General features: G+C 63.9%; 16 protein-coding genes. 11 read left to right on the top strand and 5 right to left on the bottom strand.

Annotation, left to right across the window (positions count from 1 at the left end; genetic code table 11):
* The first annotated feature begins 179 nt into the window (after nt 1–179).
* Together IB277_RS23805 and IB277_RS23810 are read left to right on the top strand one after the other, a co-directional pair.
* Nucleotides 180–920 carry a response regulator gene (locus IB277_RS23805; RefSeq protein ID WP_034790032.1) on the top strand — a complete coding sequence of 247 codons (741 nt, stop codon included), beginning with the start codon at nt 180–182 and terminating at the stop codon, nt 918–920.
* A complete protein-coding gene (locus tag IB277_RS23810) occupies nt 917–3010 on the top strand; it encodes a nitrogen regulation protein NR(II) (RefSeq protein WP_060585777.1) in 2094 nt (697 codons plus the stop codon). Before IB277_RS23805 ends, IB277_RS23810 begins: the two co-directional genes overlap by 4 nt.
* A gap of 24 nt (nt 3011–3034) precedes the next feature.
* Here the strand turns inward: IB277_RS23810 and IB277_RS23815 are convergent, their stop codons facing one another.
* Nucleotides 3035–3832: a phosphatase PAP2 family protein gene (locus IB277_RS23815; RefSeq protein ID WP_060585781.1), complete on the bottom strand. Its 798-nt coding sequence runs from the start codon at nt 3830–3832 to the stop codon at nt 3035–3037.
* 369 nt (nt 3833–4201) lie between these two features.
* Here IB277_RS23815 and IB277_RS23820 point away from each other — a divergent pair, with 369 nt between their 5' ends.
* The 3 genes from IB277_RS23820 to IB277_RS23830 all read left to right on the top strand — a co-directional run bounded on the left by IB277_RS23820 (nt 4202) and on the right by IB277_RS23830 (nt 7259).
* Nucleotides 4202–4897 (top strand): response regulator, encoded by a 696-nt coding sequence (locus tag IB277_RS23820; protein ID WP_034790028.1) that lies wholly within the window; start codon nt 4202–4204, stop codon nt 4895–4897.
* Nucleotides 4894–6066, top strand: coding sequence for an ATP-binding protein (locus tag IB277_RS23825; RefSeq protein WP_060585783.1), 1173 nt, complete (start codon nt 4894–4896; stop codon nt 6064–6066). Before IB277_RS23820 ends, IB277_RS23825 begins: the two co-directional genes overlap by 4 nt.
* A 200-nt stretch (nt 6067–6266) precedes the next feature.
* Nucleotides 6267–7259, top strand: coding sequence for a DUF535 family protein (locus tag IB277_RS23830; RefSeq protein ID WP_192371957.1), 993 nt, complete (start codon nt 6267–6269; stop codon nt 7257–7259).
* A gap of 28 nt (nt 7260–7287) precedes the next feature.
* Here IB277_RS23830 and IB277_RS23835 read toward each other — a convergent pair whose 3' ends face one another.
* Nucleotides 7288–7446, bottom strand: coding sequence for a hypothetical protein (locus IB277_RS23835; protein WP_156400770.1), 159 nt, complete (start codon nt 7444–7446; stop codon nt 7288–7290).
* 67 nt (nt 7447–7513) lie between these two features.
* On the opposite strand from IB277_RS23835, the gene IB277_RS23840 reads away from it, so the two are divergent.
* Nucleotides 7514–7927 (top strand): GFA family protein, encoded by a 414-nt coding sequence (locus tag IB277_RS23840; protein ID WP_034790293.1) that lies wholly within the window; start codon nt 7514–7516, stop codon nt 7925–7927.
* 54 nt (nt 7928–7981) lie between these two features.
* Here the strand turns inward: IB277_RS23840 and IB277_RS23845 are convergent, their stop codons facing one another.
* From IB277_RS23845 to IB277_RS23855, 3 genes are all read right to left on the bottom strand, one after another.
* Nucleotides 7982–8605: a LysE family translocator gene (locus IB277_RS23845; RefSeq protein WP_060529120.1), complete on the bottom strand. Its 624-nt coding sequence runs from the start codon at nt 8603–8605 to the stop codon at nt 7982–7984.
* Nucleotides 8606–8701: 96 nt separating this feature from the next.
* A complete protein-coding gene (locus tag IB277_RS23850; protein WP_034790005.1) occupies nt 8702–9154 on the bottom strand; it encodes an Lrp/AsnC family transcriptional regulator in 453 nt (150 codons plus the stop codon).
* A gap of 88 nt (nt 9155–9242) precedes the next feature.
* A complete protein-coding gene (locus tag IB277_RS23855) occupies nt 9243–10301 on the bottom strand; it encodes a LacI family DNA-binding transcriptional regulator (RefSeq protein WP_034789995.1) in 1059 nt (352 codons plus the stop codon).
* A gap of 244 nt (nt 10302–10545) precedes the next feature.
* Between IB277_RS23855 and IB277_RS23860 the strand changes: the two genes are divergently transcribed.
* The 5 genes from IB277_RS23860 to IB277_RS23880 all read left to right on the top strand — a co-directional run bounded on the left by IB277_RS23860 (nt 10546) and on the right by IB277_RS23880 (nt 16033).
* Nucleotides 10546–11538 carry an autoinducer 2 ABC transporter substrate-binding protein gene (locus tag IB277_RS23860; protein WP_089043683.1) on the top strand — a complete coding sequence of 331 codons (993 nt, stop codon included), beginning with the start codon at nt 10546–10548 and terminating at the stop codon, nt 11536–11538.
* A gap of 140 nt (nt 11539–11678) precedes the next feature.
* Nucleotides 11679–13193, top strand: a complete 1515-nt coding sequence (locus IB277_RS23865) for a sugar ABC transporter ATP-binding protein (RefSeq protein ID WP_192371958.1) — start codon at nt 11679–11681, stop codon at nt 13191–13193.
* The gene (locus IB277_RS23870; RefSeq protein WP_060529116.1) at nt 13186–14187 is read left to right on the top strand and encodes an ABC transporter permease; all 1002 of its coding nucleotides are present in this window, start codon (nt 13186–13188) and stop codon (nt 14185–14187) included. Before IB277_RS23865 ends, IB277_RS23870 begins: the two co-directional genes overlap by 8 nt.
* Nucleotides 14184–15182, top strand: a complete 999-nt coding sequence (locus IB277_RS23875; RefSeq protein WP_112975369.1) for an ABC transporter permease — start codon at nt 14184–14186, stop codon at nt 15180–15182. Before IB277_RS23870 ends, IB277_RS23875 begins: the two co-directional genes overlap by 4 nt.
* A gap of 2 nt (nt 15183–15184) precedes the next feature.
* Nucleotides 15185–16033: a sugar phosphate isomerase/epimerase gene (locus tag IB277_RS23880; protein ID WP_060519900.1), complete on the top strand. Its 849-nt coding sequence runs from the start codon at nt 15185–15187 to the stop codon at nt 16031–16033.
* Nucleotides 16034–16060: the final 27 nt, after the last annotated feature.

A 16060-nucleotide genomic window follows, 5' to 3' on the forward strand; every position in this document is an offset into this window, starting at 1 on the left:
CAATCAGGATGTCGGTATTCCCTGCGGGTCGCAACCCGCAGAATGGTTACCGTTCTTACAACACGGATGCGGCTTTGCCGTTTCAAGATTACAAAGATTACAAATGTGACAATGCGGATAACGCGAGCCGCTTTGATCATTGGGGCAGCCCCGCCTATGATGGCGGCGGGAGGACGTGCATGCTGAGTGAGAGAATACGGATTCTGATCGTCGAAGACGATCCGGACATGGCGGAGCTTGTTTCCGATCTGGTGGAGGCCGAAGGCTGGATGCCGCTGACGGCGCCATCGGCGGAGGCCGCCGCTGTCGTCCTCGAGCGGGAAACGGTGCACCTGGTGCTCGTCGACCACAACCTGCCTGGAGCCTCGGGCCGAACCTTTGCCCAGCGGCTGCGGGCGCGCACCAATATCGGCATCGTCATGGTAACGGCGGCAGGCAGCGCCGCGGATCGGGTGCTTGGACTGGAGACGGCCGCCGACGATTATGTCGTCAAGCCGTTCGAGCCGATCGAACTGACGGCCCGGATCAAGGCCGTGCTTCGACGGACTTACCCGTCGCTGAAGCCGGAGCGGGAGACCGAGCGCGAGCACGAGCCCGCGGCGCTGAAACTCGGCGACTGGTCGATCGACCTCAAGAGCCGGCGCGCGGTCTGCCTTTCCGATGCGACCCGCTCGCTCACCAGCGCCGAGTTCGCTCTGCTGGAAATTCTCGCGGAAACGCCGAACACGCCGGTCACCCGCGCCCATATCCTCGATCGGCTGGGCGCCGAAAGCGATCGCTACATCGACCGCAACGTCGATGTGCTCGTGCTTCGGCTCCGGCGCAAGATCGAGCGCAATCCGGACCTTCCGCGCCACATCAAGACGCGGCGCGGCAAGGGTTATGTGCTGGACACCGACGACGACGAGGCCCGGCCGTGATCAGCCGCCCGTTCCTTTCGTCGATCGCCTTCCGCCTGCCGTTTGCGATCGTCTTCATCTGCGTGCTCGTTTTCAGCCTGGCAACGGTCGCCGTGTTCGGCCTGCAACGGGCGCGTGACGAGATGGCGGCCTACGGGCTGCAGGCCTTTTCCAGCCTTGCCAAGGCCTCGCTGGTTTCGCGCCAGGTTTCCGATCTCGTGTCCAGCGCGCCGTTCCTGATGAACGCAACCTCGCCCTATCGGGTGTCGAGCGAAAGCCGGTCGGTCGTCGCGCAGGTCGACGTCCTGCTTCAGACCATGGCGCCGGAGACCGGCAAGACAGCGGTCGAGGGCTTTGCCAGCGCCCACATCGTCGAGTTGCTGGATGCGATCCGCACACAGACGGTGACACTCGCCGCCGACGCGGATTCGGCCCAGCAGTACAAGGCCGATGCGGCAGCAGCGCTCGGAGAGATCGCCACCGGCAACGGCATAGCCGACGCAGAGGTTCGCCAGAGCCTCAACGCGATCGTGCAATCGGCATCCAATTCCGACAGCCTGTTCCAGCTTGGCGAACTGCGCCGCCGCTACGTTGCCGTAACGACGCCCCGGCTGGCGCCCGCCGGGCCGGATAGCCGGATTTCGGCAGCCAAGCTGACGCCCTATGAACGGGTGTTCGAGGCGCAGACCCACTATCTTCTGGAAATGTTCGCCATCCGCGCCGCGGTGGCGCGGCTGCACACGGTCTCGCGCGATCTTTCGCACGCCACGGAAACACAAAGCGAGGCCGTTGCCCGGGGGCTCAACGAGGATCTCGCCTCGACCTCTGATGCGCTGAGCCGACTGCTCGTCATCGTCGCGGTCTCCGCCCTGCTGGTGCTCGTCATGGCGATCTTCTCGATCCGCTCCGTCATGCGGGTGTCGCGCGGGATCGTGTCGCTCTCCAAGGGCATGAACGCGCTTGCCCAGGGGCGCCGTGACGTCGATACACCGAGCTACAAGGGGACTGAGACCGAGTTCCTGCGGCTGCTTGAAGCCTTCAGCGCCTTCCGCGAAAGCGTCGAGCGCGTGTCGCGGCTTCGTCGGACGGCCGAGGCGGCGGCGCGCACCATTCGCTCGACCTTCCGCAACATGAACGAAGGGATCGCGCTTTTCGATCCCGGCGGCAAACCGATCACGATGAATCGTCGCGTCATGGAGCTCGTCGGCTGGCCAGGCTCGGCGCGGAAGCTTCCGCTGCGACGGTTCGTGAGCCCAATGCCGGAGATCGATCCAACCCTCTTGCCCGCCGATCGCGACGCGGGATCGCTCGACGACCGGTTGGTGCTGCGCCATCGCTCCGACATGGGCCGGGTGACCGAAGTCTCCCTGTCGCGGCAGCCGGACCGGGGCATCGTGCTGCTGGCGCGGGACGTGACGGAGATCGACCGGCAGGAGGCCGAGGCGGCGAAGGCGCAGCGGCTGGACGGGATCATGAGGATGACCCACCAGGTGAGCCATGAGGTCGGCAACATGATCGGTATCATCACCGGCAGCCTGGGGCTGCTGGAGCGCGAGACAGGCTTCAGCGACCGGCAGAAACGTCATATCGCCCGCATTCGCAAGGCGGCCGACCGGGGGCGTTCGCTGGCCTCGAGCATGCTGTCTGTCGGCAGCCAGCATCCACTCCAGCCGGGCGCGCTCGAAATCGGCGCGGTGCTGCGCGGCATGGCCGACGTGCTTGAAATCGCCGTCGGCGAAAAATGCCGGCTCGCCTTCGAGATTGCGGACGGCTTGCCCAACGTGCATCTCGATGCAGCGCTCTTCGAGCAGGCGATCCTCAACCTTTGCCTCAATGCCGCCGCGGCGATGCCGCTCGGCGGCACGATCCTCGTCCGCGCGGGCTGCGTCGAGAGTGATGTCGTCGTCTCGGTGACCGATGCGGGGATCGGCATGTCGCCGGAGGCGGTGGACAAGGCGTTCGAGCCCTACTTCACCACCCGTGACCAGGAGGGCGGTGCCGGCCTTGGCCTCGCCGTTGTCTACGGCTTCGTTCGGCAAAGCGGCGGCGATGCCCGCATTCTCTCGCAGCCTGGGCGCGGAACGACGGTGGAACTCGTCTTTCCGCGCTGAAGCGATACCGGTTTCTCGGGCGCTCTATGGCGCGCTTCGGCGCGAAAGGCGCATCACGGCGGCATCGATCCGTTCGCCGTTGTCGGCAAAGACGGACCACAGCCACGCCATCAGCCACAGCATCAGGCACCACGCCAGAACGACATCGGACAAGTAATGCGCGCCGAACACGATCCGGTTCAGCGAGAAGGCGAGGACAAGGGGGACGAGGGCGATGATTGTCGCCCGTCGCCATTGAACCGGTAACAGCAGTGCGAGCGCCACGAGCGCGATCGCGGTGGCGGATTCGCCCGACGCAAAAGAGCAACTGCGCGAGCAGGCGCCGGACACTTGCCAGGCCGGCGTAAACGGCAGGCTGCCGCCGAAATCGGTGATCTCATGGGGGCGCGCCCGTCCGATCAGCCGCTTCAGCGCCTGAATAAGGAGCCCCGGCCCGAGCGCAAAGAAGGTCAGGAAGAACAGTGCCTTGTGCGGGCGGGGCAGCCATGGGCGGGGTGCGATGGCCTGCGCAACCAGAAGCGCCAGAACGCAAGGCAGAATGAAAACCGGCAAGATACGGTTGAAGTCGCGAAGGGCCCGCAGCTCCGGCTCCCGCGAGAGCGGAAAGTCGCCGGTGGCGAAGGCGGCCCAGCGCGAGACGGCAAGATCGATGCCGGGAAAGGCCATGAAGACGAAGGCCGCGCAAATGGTCAGTGCGCCGGCGGCCGCGATTGGCTGGTGTTCCAGGCGCGCGCGCGCCTGCCCCGGCCAGAGACGAGGATTGGCGCGCGGCCATCGGCCGCTGTCTGAAGAGGTCGCCGTGGATGAATAATGGCTGGGCATGCGGTCGCTCGCAAGTTGTCTGTGTGTGGGCCGGACACTTGCGCCGCTCTGTCAAGGCTGCGTCGAGGAACTGGGAGCGCTTGATGCGCAAGACCGAACGGTTGGCTGATACAGCTTCTGGTCGAGCGCGACCGACATGCGGGAAGGAGGTCTCCGGCACTCTGCCCCGCATTTCCGCCGCGGGGAGAGGCCCGGTTTGTCGGTTGTGCGGCGCGTCCGTCGCCAATTGTCAAGAAACGGCGAAGATTTGTACGGAGCTCTATCCGGAGGGCCGATCAAGCGACCATTGGGCCGCGCGGACGAATTGCAACGCGGGCCTATTCGTCACATAAGCTGCTGATCACAACATCAGACCCAGGGAGTTAGTTCATGGTCGATAAGGGTCTCATCCTTCTGGCGGAGGACGAGCCGGAGATTGCGCAGATCCTAGATGCCTATCTCGTTCGCGACGGTTTCCGGACGGTGCGTGCCGCCGACGGCGAGACGGCGCTGACCCACCATGCGGTGCTGTCGCCGGACCTGGTGCTGCTGGACGTTCGCATGCCGAAGCTCGATGGGTTCGAGGTTCTCGCCCGCCTTCGCCGCGAGGGGAATACGCCGGTTATCATGGTCACGGCACTGGCAGAAGATCTCGACCGGCTGACCGGGCTGAGGCTCGGCGCGGATGACTACGTCATCAAGCCGTTCAACCCGCAGGAGGTGGTGGCGCGCGTCAACGCGGTGCTGCGCCGTACCCGCAACGGCGCCGGCGCCACCGTGCTTCGCTTCGAGAGTGTCGAGGTCGATCTCGATGCCCATGTCGCCTTCGTCGAAAAGGCCGGCAATCGCCAGTCGGTGCCGCTGACGCTCAGCGAATTCCGCATCCTTGCCCACATGATCCGCCGCCCGACGCATGCCTTTGATCGCGCCGATATCCTCGACGCCTGCCTGCCGGACAGCGATGCGCTCGCCCGCACTGTCGATACCCATATCGCCAATCTCAGGCGCAAGCTGGAAGATCTCGGTGCCTGCGGCTTCTTCAGTGCCGTGCGCGGCGTCGGCTACCGTTTCGTGGAGCCCAGATGAAGATCGGTCTCTCGCGCCTGCCGCTCGGCATTCTCACCGCGCTCGTGACGATCGCGCTGCTCATCATCAGCGTGTTCATCATCTATGCCGGCGTCGAATTTATGGAGCCGCGGCTGGAGGCGAGACTGCTGGAGCGGATGCCTGCGGAGGCGGCTCAGGCTTACAAGGACATCAATGCCGGCAAGCTGCCGCGCCAGGAGTCGCTGCAAAAGCTACTTTCGACGATGCCGGAACTCGAAGACTGGGCGAACTGGGAGGTGGACAAGATCATCCTCGGTTTCGGAGCGACGGCAGTCACTTTCTGCGGGCTCGTGGGCTACTGGCTGGCGCGCAAGATCAGCCGGCCACTGGAAGTGCTGGCGCAGGCGACGCAGGACCTCAGGACGGGTGACTTCGCGGTGCGCGTCGGATCGTTTCGCAAGGGTGCCAAGGAGGTGGCGACGCTCGTGAAGACCTTCGATGAGTTGGCAGCCGAACTGGAAAACATGGAGAACCGGCTGCGCTTCAATACGATGGCGGTGGCGCACGAACTGCGTACGCCGCTGACGATCCTGCAGGGCAACCTTCAGGGAATGGCCGACGGTGTTTTTCCTCTCGAGCCGGAAAGGGTGCGGCAGTTGCTGCTGCAGGTGGAGGGGCTTTCCGCCCTGGTTGAAGATCTGCGTACGCTTTCGCTCGCCGCCGGCCAGAAGCTGGTCACCCAGCGTCAGACGGTGGACCTCGCCGTGGAGGCGACCCAGGTGCTTGGTGCGTCAAACACCCTGCTTGGCTCTGTTGGCATGTCGGTGGAGGTCGCGCTTGAGCCGGTGCGGGTCTCCGGCGATTCGCAGCGTCTGCGCCAGGCGCTGCTGGCGCTGATCGAAAACGCTACACGCTACGCCGCAGACGGCCGTGTCCTGCGCTGCGAGACCGGGCGGCGGGGTGCCGACGAGGCTTTTATCCGGATGCTGGACCGTGGTCCCGGTCTTCCGGACGACGTTTCGATCCATTCGATCGACCTGTTCTGGCGCGGCGACGCCTCGCGGTCGCGCGCGACGGGCGGCACGGGCCTTGGGCTTTCCGTCGTCCAGGCGATCGCCAAGGCGCATGGCGGACGGCTGGAATTTTCCGCGCGTGCCGGCGGCGGCGCCGTGATCACGCTCGTCCTGCCGCGGGAAATCGTCCTGTGAACGATTGGCGCAACAGCCGTTGCGCCAATCAATTTTCCGCTTTTCCCGATCGGAACATCGGCGGCTTCGCCGCCCTCGCGCCCGCTTAGAATCGGCGTGCAATTGCCCACCGGTTCTCCGCAAATCCTTGACAGTGCCCGGGCAAACCTGAGCTCGGCCGAGTCCTTCGGCCAACAGCGTTTGCTCTCAAGGATAGCACCATGTCCCTGGAATTCAGTCAGGAATACAGCGCGGATCTGCGGTTGCCGGTCGATGGCAAGGCATTCGTGGGCGAACAGCTGAGGCCTTCGGGCCGGCCGGTTTCTGCGCCTGTCGTCGGTGAAGGCTCGGGAGAGACGTCGATCACCAGCCATGTGCTCAAGCTCGGCCTGAGGGTGAGCTTGAAGCGCGCCGTCGTATTTTCCATGCGGTTTGCGCGCCATCCGTTCCTGACATCGCGCTGGATCGGCTTTCTCGGCGAATTTGCCGAACGCTACCGGCTGGGTCTGCCGCACGATGATCTCGTGCGCAAGTCGATCCCGACATTCTTCCTGCACGGCGCGTCGTCGACAGCAAGACTCGACCTGCTGCTCAATCACTTCGATGTCGCAAGCGAGGTCCTGTCGCGCCGTTCACTGATGGCCCTTTGGCGCGGCAGCACGCTGGAAATGGGCACGGTTTCCGGCCGCAGCGAGAACTATCGCATCCAGCTGCAACTGGCCGACCATGGCGGCGCCCGCCATGAGGGGGCATTCGCGATCCGGCTGCGCCGGCAGAGCGATGGCTATGCGCTCTGCACTGTCGGCTTCATCTTCGTGCGTTGCGCAGGCGACACCTATAGTCTCGCCATCGGCGGGATGCAGGGGCCGAAGGGCGAAGAGGCCAAGCGATCCCTGATCACGGCAACTCGCGATCTCGGCGGGCTCCGGCCGAAGGATGCGGCGCTGCTCGTCCTCAATGGCCTGGTGACGGAAGGCCACGCGGGCCACGTCTTTGCGGTCTCGAACGACAAGCACGTCATCAACCGCCGCCGCTTGAAGCGGCGCCGCATGATGAGGGCCGACCTCGATGCCTATTGGTGCGATCGCGGCGGCGTGCCGGCCGAGCCTTTCGGCTTCAGTCTGCCGATCGGCGACGACCCGGCGGCGCGGGACGGCAACAGGCGCGATCAGAGCAAACGCGCGTTTCGCGACATCGGCGCGTGGTTCTACTGAGCCGGTACCGGCATGTAAGCTGCCGCGATTACGGGATCTTCGTGAAGTCCATCTCGAAGGCGCCGGAGACGATCCGGCCCTTCGGCGTTGGCCCGGCTGCAGACGGGCGCACACCATCCTCAGCCATCGCCTCGCCTGCGATGCCGTCGACAACCACAAGGGCAGATATCACACGAATTGCACGCATGGATGCCTCCAATTTTGTCGCGGTTCTTTATACTGGCGCCGATTCGAAACCACAACTGAAGGTAAGTATGACGCGGGCCGTTGCCAAGAGGCTTAAGCCGCACACGGGCGGATGCCTCTGCGGAGCAATCCGGTTTGAGGCGCAGGGGACGGCCGGAAAGCCGCATACGTGTTCGTGCAAGATGTGCCAGCGCCATTCGGGCGCCTTGACCCTGGCGTGGGTCGAATTCCCGAGCGAAGCCGTAACCTGGACCGGACCGGGCGGCGCGCCATCGGTCTATCGCTCCTCGGACTATTCCAGCCGCGCCTTCTGCCCGGCCTGCGGCAGCAGTCTCGGTGCGATCGACGATGCGCCGGTGGTTGCCCTTCTGCTCGGCGTCTTCGACAAGACGAGTGCCATCGATCTGATCCCGAAGAGCCACAGCTATCGCACTGCCCGACCCAAGTGGTGGCACGTGGAGGCGGTGAAGCCCACGACCTGACGAGCAGGGGTCGAAAGTGATTGACGCAGCCGGTAGAGGCTGCGTCGACAGGGGCTAGAGCAGCCCCTTCACGGCGGCTCCGATGGCAATGATGCCGAAAGCGATCAGAACCAGCCCCGAAATGCGCGATACCCAGACGACGAAGCTGTCGGGCAGTCGCGTCCGGGCGATCGCAACACCGCCGCTTAGGAAAAACCACCAGCCGAGCGATCCCAGGAAGACGCCCATGACCACGACGGCAGCGCTGAGCGCGTCGCCCGCTTCGGCAAGGCCGAGGCCGGCGAAGATCGCGGCAAAGGAGAGGATCGTCGCCGGGCTCGTCATCGTCAGGAAAAAGGTGGCGATGGTTGTGCGAATGAGATCGCGTCCGCCGACATCGGCGGCTGCCGTCACCGACCTTGGCCGTAATCCGCTCCAGCCGAGCCAGATCATGAACAGTCCGCCGGCCAAGCTAAGCGGCGTGGCGATGATGGCAAGGACTGCTGCGAAGGCCGCGAAGCCGATCGCAGCCAGTGCCGCATAGGTGGCATCGGCGGCGGCTGTTCCGAGGCCGCCGGCCACGCCCGCCCAGAAGCCGCGCTCCAGCGTGCGGTTGATGCAGAGCGCCCCGATCGGGCCTAGAGGGGCTGCGACCGCGAGGCCGACGAGGAGGCTTTTTCCAAACAACAATGTGGACATGGCATAGGGCTCCGGCCGGGGCATGGTTGCGCCGTTCGCTTCGAGGACGGTGCATGCCCGGCAAACAAAAAATGTTGCAGCAGTTTTCGCGTCCGGTCAGGCGCGCAGCACGGTCGTTACCAGGCTTTCCCGCACGGTCGACAGCGCGATCACCGTTTCGCTTCGCGCCAGGAACCGCCGTTGCTTCATTTCGGCAAGGAACGGCTCGAGGTCGCCGAGCGATGGCATCCGGACCTTGACGCAATAGGACCAGGCGCCGGTGACATGGTGGCATTCCGCTACGGCAGGGTGACCGGCCATGAAGCTGCGGAACGCTTCCTCGTCCGCGTCCGGCGCAAGGCCGACCCAGACGAAGGCGAGTACGTCGAGGCCGAGCGCGCGATGATCGACCTCGACGGTGAAATTTCGGATCACGCCATTGGCGACGAGCCGGCGAATGCGTTCGTTGACGGCCGACGGCGACAACTCCACCGCAGCACCGATATCGGTCAGCGATCGCCTCGCATCGTCAGCGAGAATTTCGACGATTTTTCTGTCAACGTCATCCATGTCCAATGAATACGCTGTTTATAATAGAATGTACAGAGGATTTTTCTGTATGAAGCCGCAGTTTCCGCGGAAACGTTGGTCTCCGGGGCTATTCGATGTCTTTCAAGGCGTCGAGCGGGCCGGTCAGTGCCGTGCGCGGCTGCACCAGTTCGGGCTGGATCAGGTGAATGCGCGGCTGCGGCCGGGCTTCCTCGATGACGTCGAAGGCCTTGGTGATCATGCCCTCGACGTCCTGGCGGATCATGATGACGGGGAAGGGCAGGAAGGACGCGAAGGGATCGTAATCGTAGCAGCCGACCACGAGGTCGGCGAAGTTTTCGTGCGGATGCCCTGCCATGAAACGCAGCAGCCCCTCGAAGTTGATCGACGAGTTGACGAAGAGGCCGCGCGGCAGCTTGCCGTGCTTTTCGTAGAAGGCCTCGAAGGCGAGGCGGGCATTGTTCGGCGCATAGCCCGTCGGCTGGATGCATTCGTCCGGATCGGCGCCGAGCAGTTCGCTTTTGACGGCACGGAAGCCGCGGATGCGCTCGCGGCTGGCATGGTCGTTGCGGCCGCCGAAAAGGTAGAGATCGTGCGGCGCAAGCGGGCCTGATGCCTGGAAGTGGCGGATGATCGCCTCGGTCAGCATTCGCCCGCCCTCGTAGTTGTCGCTGATGACGGAGGGCACCTTGGTGCCGGGCAGGTCGATGTTGATGTGTTTGAGGCCGGCCGCCTCGCAGACCTCGTGCACGCCGTCGGGGTCGGTCGCGCCGCAGATGAACAGCTCGTCGATCGAATAGGAGATCAGCGTTTCGGCGGTCTTGCGCTCTTCCTCCGGATCGCGGCTGGCACTGACGACGATCGGGCATTGCCCCTTGCTTCGGACATGCGCCTCGAAGGTCTGCGCCATCGACGAGAAGTAGCGGTTGTCATGGATTGGCAGGAGCAGCCCGATCAGGCCGGAGCGCGAACTGCGCAGTCCGCGCGCCTGGCGGTTGGCCGTATATTGGTGCGTCTCGGCGAGGTTGCGGATCAGTTCCGCCGTGCTCTCCTTGATCCGGCGCTTCTGCCAGGTGCCGTTCAGGACCGCACTTACGGTTGAAGGCGAGCTTCCTGACAACACCGACAGGTCGTAGATCGTCGCTTTCTTCTTGCTGCTGCTGGCCATCGGTTTCTCCCCTGGTGGTTTTAGTGCCGATTTCCCCTTGACGAAAGATTAAGTCTGCACAATAGTTCTTGCACCATCGATTGTGCAAACAAGAAATATCGATTGTGCACATTTGATGGTGTCGTCTGAGGAGGCGGCGTTTCAGGGAGGCGAGGAACACTTCGCCAGTGATGATTTGAAACTGGAGGCCGGCGCTGAGGCGACCGGGCGCGTTCCCCCTATGGGAACGAGTGGAGGAGAGAACATGATCAGGAAAATTCTCGTCGCCGCCCTGGCGACATCGCTGGCGCTTGCGAGTTCCGCGGCCGCCTTTGCGCAGGATGCCGGTAAGGTCGGCGTCGTCGTCAAGATCGGCGGCATTCCGTGGTTCAACGCCATGGAAGCCGGCATCAAGGAACGCGGCCAGAAGCTCGGTATCGACGCCTTCATGGTCGGCCCGACCAGCGCCGACCCGGCGCTGCAGGTGCGCGCCATCGAGGATCTCATCGCCCAAGGCGTGAAGGTCATCGGCGTGGTGCCGAACGACGCCAAGGTGCTTGAGCCGGTGCTGACCAAGGCCAAGGAAAAGGGCATCATCGTCATCACCCACGAATCCCCGGGCCAGAAGGGTGCCGACTGGGACTTCGAGCTCGCATCCTCGACTGGTTTCGGTGAGGCGCATGGCAAGCTGCTGGCCGAGAAGATGGGCGGCAAGGGCGAATATGCCGTCTTCGTCGGCTCGCTGACCGTGCCGCTGCACAATGCCTGGGCCGATGCTGCAATCGCCTACATCAAGAAGAACCATCCGGACATGACGCTGGTCGGCGATCGCTACGGTGTTGCCGAAGACGTCGACAAGAGCCGGTCGACTGCACTCGACCTGATCTCTGCCCATCCGAACCTGAAAGGCTTCCTTGCCTTCGGCAGCCAGGGCCCGATCGGCGCCGGCCGCGCCGTCGAAGAGCGCCGCAAGGTCGGCGAGATCTTCGTGCTCGGTCCCTTCTCTCCCGGCCAAGGCCAGAAGCTGGTGAAGTCCGACGCGATCTCCGGCGGCTTCATGTGGAATCCGAAGCAGGCCGGCGAAGTCTTCGTCACGCTTGCCGACAAGCTGATGAAGGGCGAGGAGGTCAAGGACGGTGACGAGATCGAAGGTCTCGGCAAGGTCAAGCCGGACTTCGAAAACCGCAACATCATCGTCGATCAGCTCGTGCCGATCAACAAGGACACGGTCGCGGATCTCGCGGCCATGGGTCTCTGATCCTCAAGGGTTCTCCCGGCTGCTGGGCCGGCTTCGGCCGGCCTGGCAAGTCCCTCAACCGTACCGGAGCCGGATGAGGAAAGGTGTTTGCGGTTTCTGCCCGCATCTTGCTCGGACTTAACGTGATTTAGGGGCAGTCCATGCACCAGCTTGCGACCGCGGGAGGAGGCGAGAAGCCGCTTCTGGCCTTGCGCGATATCAACATGACGTTTGGTGGCGTTCGTGCGCTCAAGAATGTGAGCTTCGACGTCCGCCCGGGCGAGGTTCATTGCCTTGCCGGCGAAAACGGCTGCGGCAAGAGCACGCTGATCAAGATCATCACCGGCGTTTACCGCCCCGCCGATGGCGCCTCGATCGAGTTCGATGGCGAAACCTATTCCCACATGTCACCGGTGACCGCGCAGGATCGCGGCATCCAGGTGATCTGGCAGGACCTGGCGCTGTTTCCCGAAATGAGCGTCGCCGAAAACATCGCCTTCCAGATGGTGCTCGGCCGCTGGCCGAAACTGGTCGATTATGGCCGAATGCGCCAGATCGCGACCGATGTGCTCGCCCGTCTTGGCGTGACGCTCGACGTCGACCTGCCGCTCAAGGAATATGCGATTGCCCAGCGCCAGATCGTGGCGATCGCCCGGGCGCTTGTGGGTGAAGCGAGGCTCGTCTTCATGGACGAGCCGACCGCGTCGCTGACGCAATCGGAAACCGACCATCTGCTCGATATCGTTCGCGGGCTCTCCGCCTCCGGCGTCGCCGTCGTCTTCGTCAGCCATAGGCTCGCCGAGGTGTTGGAGATTTCGAGCCGCATCACGGTCTTGCGCGATGGTGCGCTGGTGGGCGTCTACCCCGCCGCCGGCATGACCCAGTCGCGCATCACCGAACTGATGACCGGCAAGACCTTCGACCAGCAGGTGCGCGCGAAATTCCGCGACGGTCAGCCCGTCGTGCTCGATGTGAAGGGCCTGTCCCGCCCGGGCCAATTCGAGGATATCTCGCTCTCGGTCAGGCGCGGCGAAACACTTGGGATTACCGGCCTGCTCGGCGCCGGGCGCACCGAACTGGCGCTGACGCTTTTCGGCATGCTGAAGCCGGCATCCGGTACCATTGCGCTTGAAGGCAAGCCGGTCCGCTTTTCGTCCAACCGCGATGCGATTGCGGCGGGCGTCGCCTATCTCTCCGAGGACCGGCTGTCGCTTGGCCTCATCCAACCGCAGTCGATCGCCGACAATCTCGTGATTAGTTCGCTCGACAAGATCCTTTCAGGCGGACTGCTCTCCGAGGATCGCAAGCGCAGTCTTGTCGCGCGCTGGATCGCCGATCTCGGCGTCAAGATCGGGCTGCAGCAGGATGCGATCTCCACGCTTTCCGGCGGCAACCAGCAGCGTGTGGCGATCGCCAAGTGGCTGGCGACCGATCCGAAGCTGCTGATCCTCGACGCCCCGACTGTCGGCGTCGACGTTGGTGCGCGTGCTGGCATCTTCGACATCGTCGCGCGGCTTGCCGAGACCGGCCTTGCGATCATTCTGATCTCCGATGAGGTACCGGAGGTCTATTTCAACGCCGACCGTGTGCTGCACATGGCACAAGGCCGCATCGTCGGCAGCTATGATCCGCGCAGCGCTTCGCTCGCCGAGATCGAAGGAGCGGTCTATGCGTAGCTTCGTCCGCACCCACGCGACGGAAGTGTCGCTGCTTGCCGTCATCATCGCGATCAGCGCCGTGCTGTCGGTCTCGACCGCCAACTTCTTCTCGCTCGGCAACGCCTTTGACCTGCTGAACATCAGCTCGGTCAACATCATCTTCGCCGTCGGGCTGCTCGTCGTGCTGATCGCCGGTGGCATCGATATCTCCTTCGCTGTTGCCGCCTCGGTCGTGCAATACGGTACGGCCATTGCTCTTGGTTGGATTGGCGGCGGAGGTTGGATCTCAGGCCTTTTGATTGCCGGCTCGCTCGGCATCCTGCTCGGCGCCATCAACGCCTTCCTGATCCACCGCTTCCGCGTCATCTCGATCGTCGCGACGATCTCGACCTTCAACATCTACTTCGGCCTCCTGATGTTCTTCACCAAGGGCGTGTCGATCTACGACCTGCCGGATTGGCTGACGGACCGCGTCATCCTGTTCGAACACGAGATGCCGGACGGAACCTGGATCGAGATCACGCTTCCCGTGCTGGTGATGGTGCTCTGCGTCATCGCCACCTGGGTGCTGATCACCCGCACCACGACCGGCCGCCAGCTCTATGCGTTCGGCGACAATCCGGAAGGCGCGCGCCGCTTCGGCATCAACATCGGCGCCATGCAGTTCATCGCCTTCGGCTGGCTCGGTCTGATGGCCGGCATCGGTGGGCTCATCCAGGCGCACTATGCGCAGGAGGTGGTGCCGAACGCGCTCTATGGTCGCGAACTCGACGTGCTTGCGGCGGTCGTCCTTGGCGGCGCGCGGCTTGGCGGCGGCAAGGGCTCGGTGCTCGGCTGCGTGCTCGGCGTGCTCCTGATCTCGATCACCCAGAACGGCCTCAACCTGATGGGTGTCTCGCCGTTCGCTTTCAAGATGATCATCGGCGCCATCATCCTCGTGGCGATCACGCTCTCCAACACCCGCATCGAAAGACTTCTGCCCTTCGTCAGCCAGAAAGGAGCCGGACGATGAGTGCGATCGTCGAACGCGTGAAGACCCTCATCGGTCCGGAAATGGCCGGGCCGGGGCTGGCGTTTCTCGCCGTGGTGTTGGTGTTCGGCATCGCCTCGCCGCAGTTCCTCAGCGCGGCCACCTTCGGTTCGGTCGCCTTCCAGCTGCCGGAGCTCGGCCTTCTGACGCTCGCGATGTTGCTGCCGATCCTGACGGGCGGGCTCAATCTCGCGATCACCTTCACGGCCAACATCGCCGGGCTGACGCTCGCCTGGGTGTTGCAGGCCAATGGCGGGGTGGAGGCCGGCCCCGGCGCTTTCCTGCTCGGTTCGGTGCTCGCCATTCTCGTTGGGGCGGCGAGCGGCGTGATCATGGGACTGGTGATCGCCTTTACCCGCGCGCATCCGATCCTCGTTTCGTTGTCGATGATGATCTTCCTGCGCGGCCTCGGCGAGTTCCTGACGCGCGGCGGCGACGTATCCGGCTTTCCGGCCTTCCTCGGTCCGCTCGGTCACGGCTCTTTTCTCGGCGTGCCGATCCCGCTGATCGTCTTTATCGTCTGCGTGCTCGCCTGGAACGTGCTGCTGACCCGCACGAAGCTCGGCTTCAACACGTACATGATCGGCTCCAACCTCGAGGCGACCCGCTATTCCGGCATCAACACCCGCAAGGTGATCGTGCTCGTCTATGCGCTCTCCGGCGCCATGTGCGCGATTGCCGGCATCATCATGCTGGCGCGCTTCAATTCCGTGCGCATCGGCCACGGTGAAAGCTACCTGCTGATCACGGTGCTCGCCTGCTTCTTGGGTGGCGTCAATCCGTTCGGCGGCTTCGGTCGGGTCATCCCCGTCTTTGTCGCGCTGGTGGTGCTGCAGCTTCTCTCTTCGGGTCTCAACCTCGTCGGTGCCAACCAGCATCTGGCGACCGCCGTATGGGGTTTGCTGCTCGCCGGCGTCATGGTGCTGCGCTTCGTCGCGACGAAATTCAAGATTTCATTTGTCAGAAAGGAAACATGACCATGCAGGGTTTTGGCGTCCATACGAGCATGTGGACCATGAATTGGGATCGCCCCGGTGCGGAGCGCGCCGTTGCGGCGGCGGTAAAATACGCCGTCGACTTCATCGAGATCCCGATGCTCAATCCGCCGGCGGTTGATACTGCCCATACCAGGGCGCTGCTGGAGAAAAACAAGCTGCGCGCGGTCTGCTCGCTCGGCCTGCCGGAGCGCGCCTGGGCATCCGTCCGACCCGATGCCGCGATCGAGCATCTGAAGGTGGCGATCGACAAGACGGCCGATCTCGGCGGCGAGGCGCTGTCCGGCGTCATCTACGGCGGCATCGGCGAGCGCACCGGCGTGCCGCCGACTGAAGCCGAATACGACAACATTGCCCGTGTGCTGCAGGCCGCCGCCAAGCACGCCAAAACCCGCGGCATCGAACTGGGTGTCGAGGCGGTCAACCGCTACGAGAACCACCTGATCAACACCGGTTGGCAAGCGGTCGACATGATCAAGCGGGTGGGCGCCGACAATGTCTTCGTGCATCTCGATACCTACCACATGAACATCGAGGAAAAGGGCATCGGCACCGGCATCCTCGATGCACGCGACTTCATCAAATACATCCACCTGTCCGAAAGCGACCGCGGCACGCCCGGCTATGGCAATTGCGCCTGGGACGAGATCTTCGCGACGCTGGCCGCGATCGGTTTCAAGGGTGGGCTGGCGATGGAAAGCTTCATCAACATGCCGCCGGAAGTGGCCTATGGCCTTGCGGTCTGGCGGCCGGTCGCCAGGGACGAAGAGGAAGTGATGGGCAACGGCCTGCCGTTCCTTAGGAACAAGGCCCGGCAATACGGATTGATCTAGGCGCGCGCGCTTTAAGCGCCCCCTCTA

The organism is Ensifer sp. ENS07 (genome assembly GCF_014852185.1).
Classification (GTDB): Bacteria; Pseudomonadota; Alphaproteobacteria; order Rhizobiales; family Rhizobiaceae; genus Ensifer; species Ensifer adhaerens.

Bases quoted from the DNA above. Each gene is read 5' to 3' on its own strand.
- IB277_RS23805 (WP_034790032.1), top strand. From the start codon at position 180: ATGCTGAGTGAGAGAATACGGATTCTGATCGTCGAAGACGATCCGGAC.
- IB277_RS23815 (WP_060585781.1), bottom strand. From the start codon at position 3,832: ATGCCCAGCCATTATTCATCCACGGCGACCTCTTCAGACAGCGGCCGA.
- IB277_RS23820 (WP_034790028.1), top strand. From the start codon at position 4,202: ATGGTCGATAAGGGTCTCATCCTTCTGGCGGAGGACGAGCCGGAGATT.
- IB277_RS23825 (WP_060585783.1), top strand. From the start codon at position 4,894: ATGAAGATCGGTCTCTCGCGCCTGCCGCTCGGCATTCTCACCGCGCTC.
- IB277_RS23830 (WP_192371957.1), top strand. From the start codon at position 6,267: ATGTCCCTGGAATTCAGTCAGGAATACAGCGCGGATCTGCGGTTGCCG.
- IB277_RS23835 (WP_156400770.1), bottom strand. From the start codon at position 7,446: ATGCGTGCAATTCGTGTGATATCTGCCCTTGTGGTTGTCGACGGCATC.
- IB277_RS23840 (WP_034790293.1), top strand. From the start codon at position 7,514: ATGACGCGGGCCGTTGCCAAGAGGCTTAAGCCGCACACGGGCGGATGC.
- IB277_RS23845 (WP_060529120.1), bottom strand. From the start codon at position 8,605: ATGTCCACATTGTTGTTTGGAAAAAGCCTCCTCGTCGGCCTCGCGGTC.
- IB277_RS23850 (WP_034790005.1), bottom strand. From the start codon at position 9,154: ATGGATGACGTTGACAGAAAAATCGTCGAAATTCTCGCTGACGATGCG.
- IB277_RS23855 (WP_034789995.1), bottom strand. From the start codon at position 10,301: ATGGCCAGCAGCAGCAAGAAGAAAGCGACGATCTACGACCTGTCGGTG.
- IB277_RS23860 (WP_089043683.1), top strand. From the start codon at position 10,546: ATGATCAGGAAAATTCTCGTCGCCGCCCTGGCGACATCGCTGGCGCTT.
- IB277_RS23865 (WP_192371958.1), top strand. From the start codon at position 11,679: ATGCACCAGCTTGCGACCGCGGGAGGAGGCGAGAAGCCGCTTCTGGCC.
- IB277_RS23870 (WP_060529116.1), top strand. From the start codon at position 13,186: ATGCGTAGCTTCGTCCGCACCCACGCGACGGAAGTGTCGCTGCTTGCC.
- IB277_RS23875 (WP_112975369.1), top strand. From the start codon at position 14,184: ATGAGTGCGATCGTCGAACGCGTGAAGACCCTCATCGGTCCGGAAATG.
- IB277_RS23880 (WP_060519900.1), top strand. From the start codon at position 15,185: ATGCAGGGTTTTGGCGTCCATACGAGCATGTGGACCATGAATTGGGAT.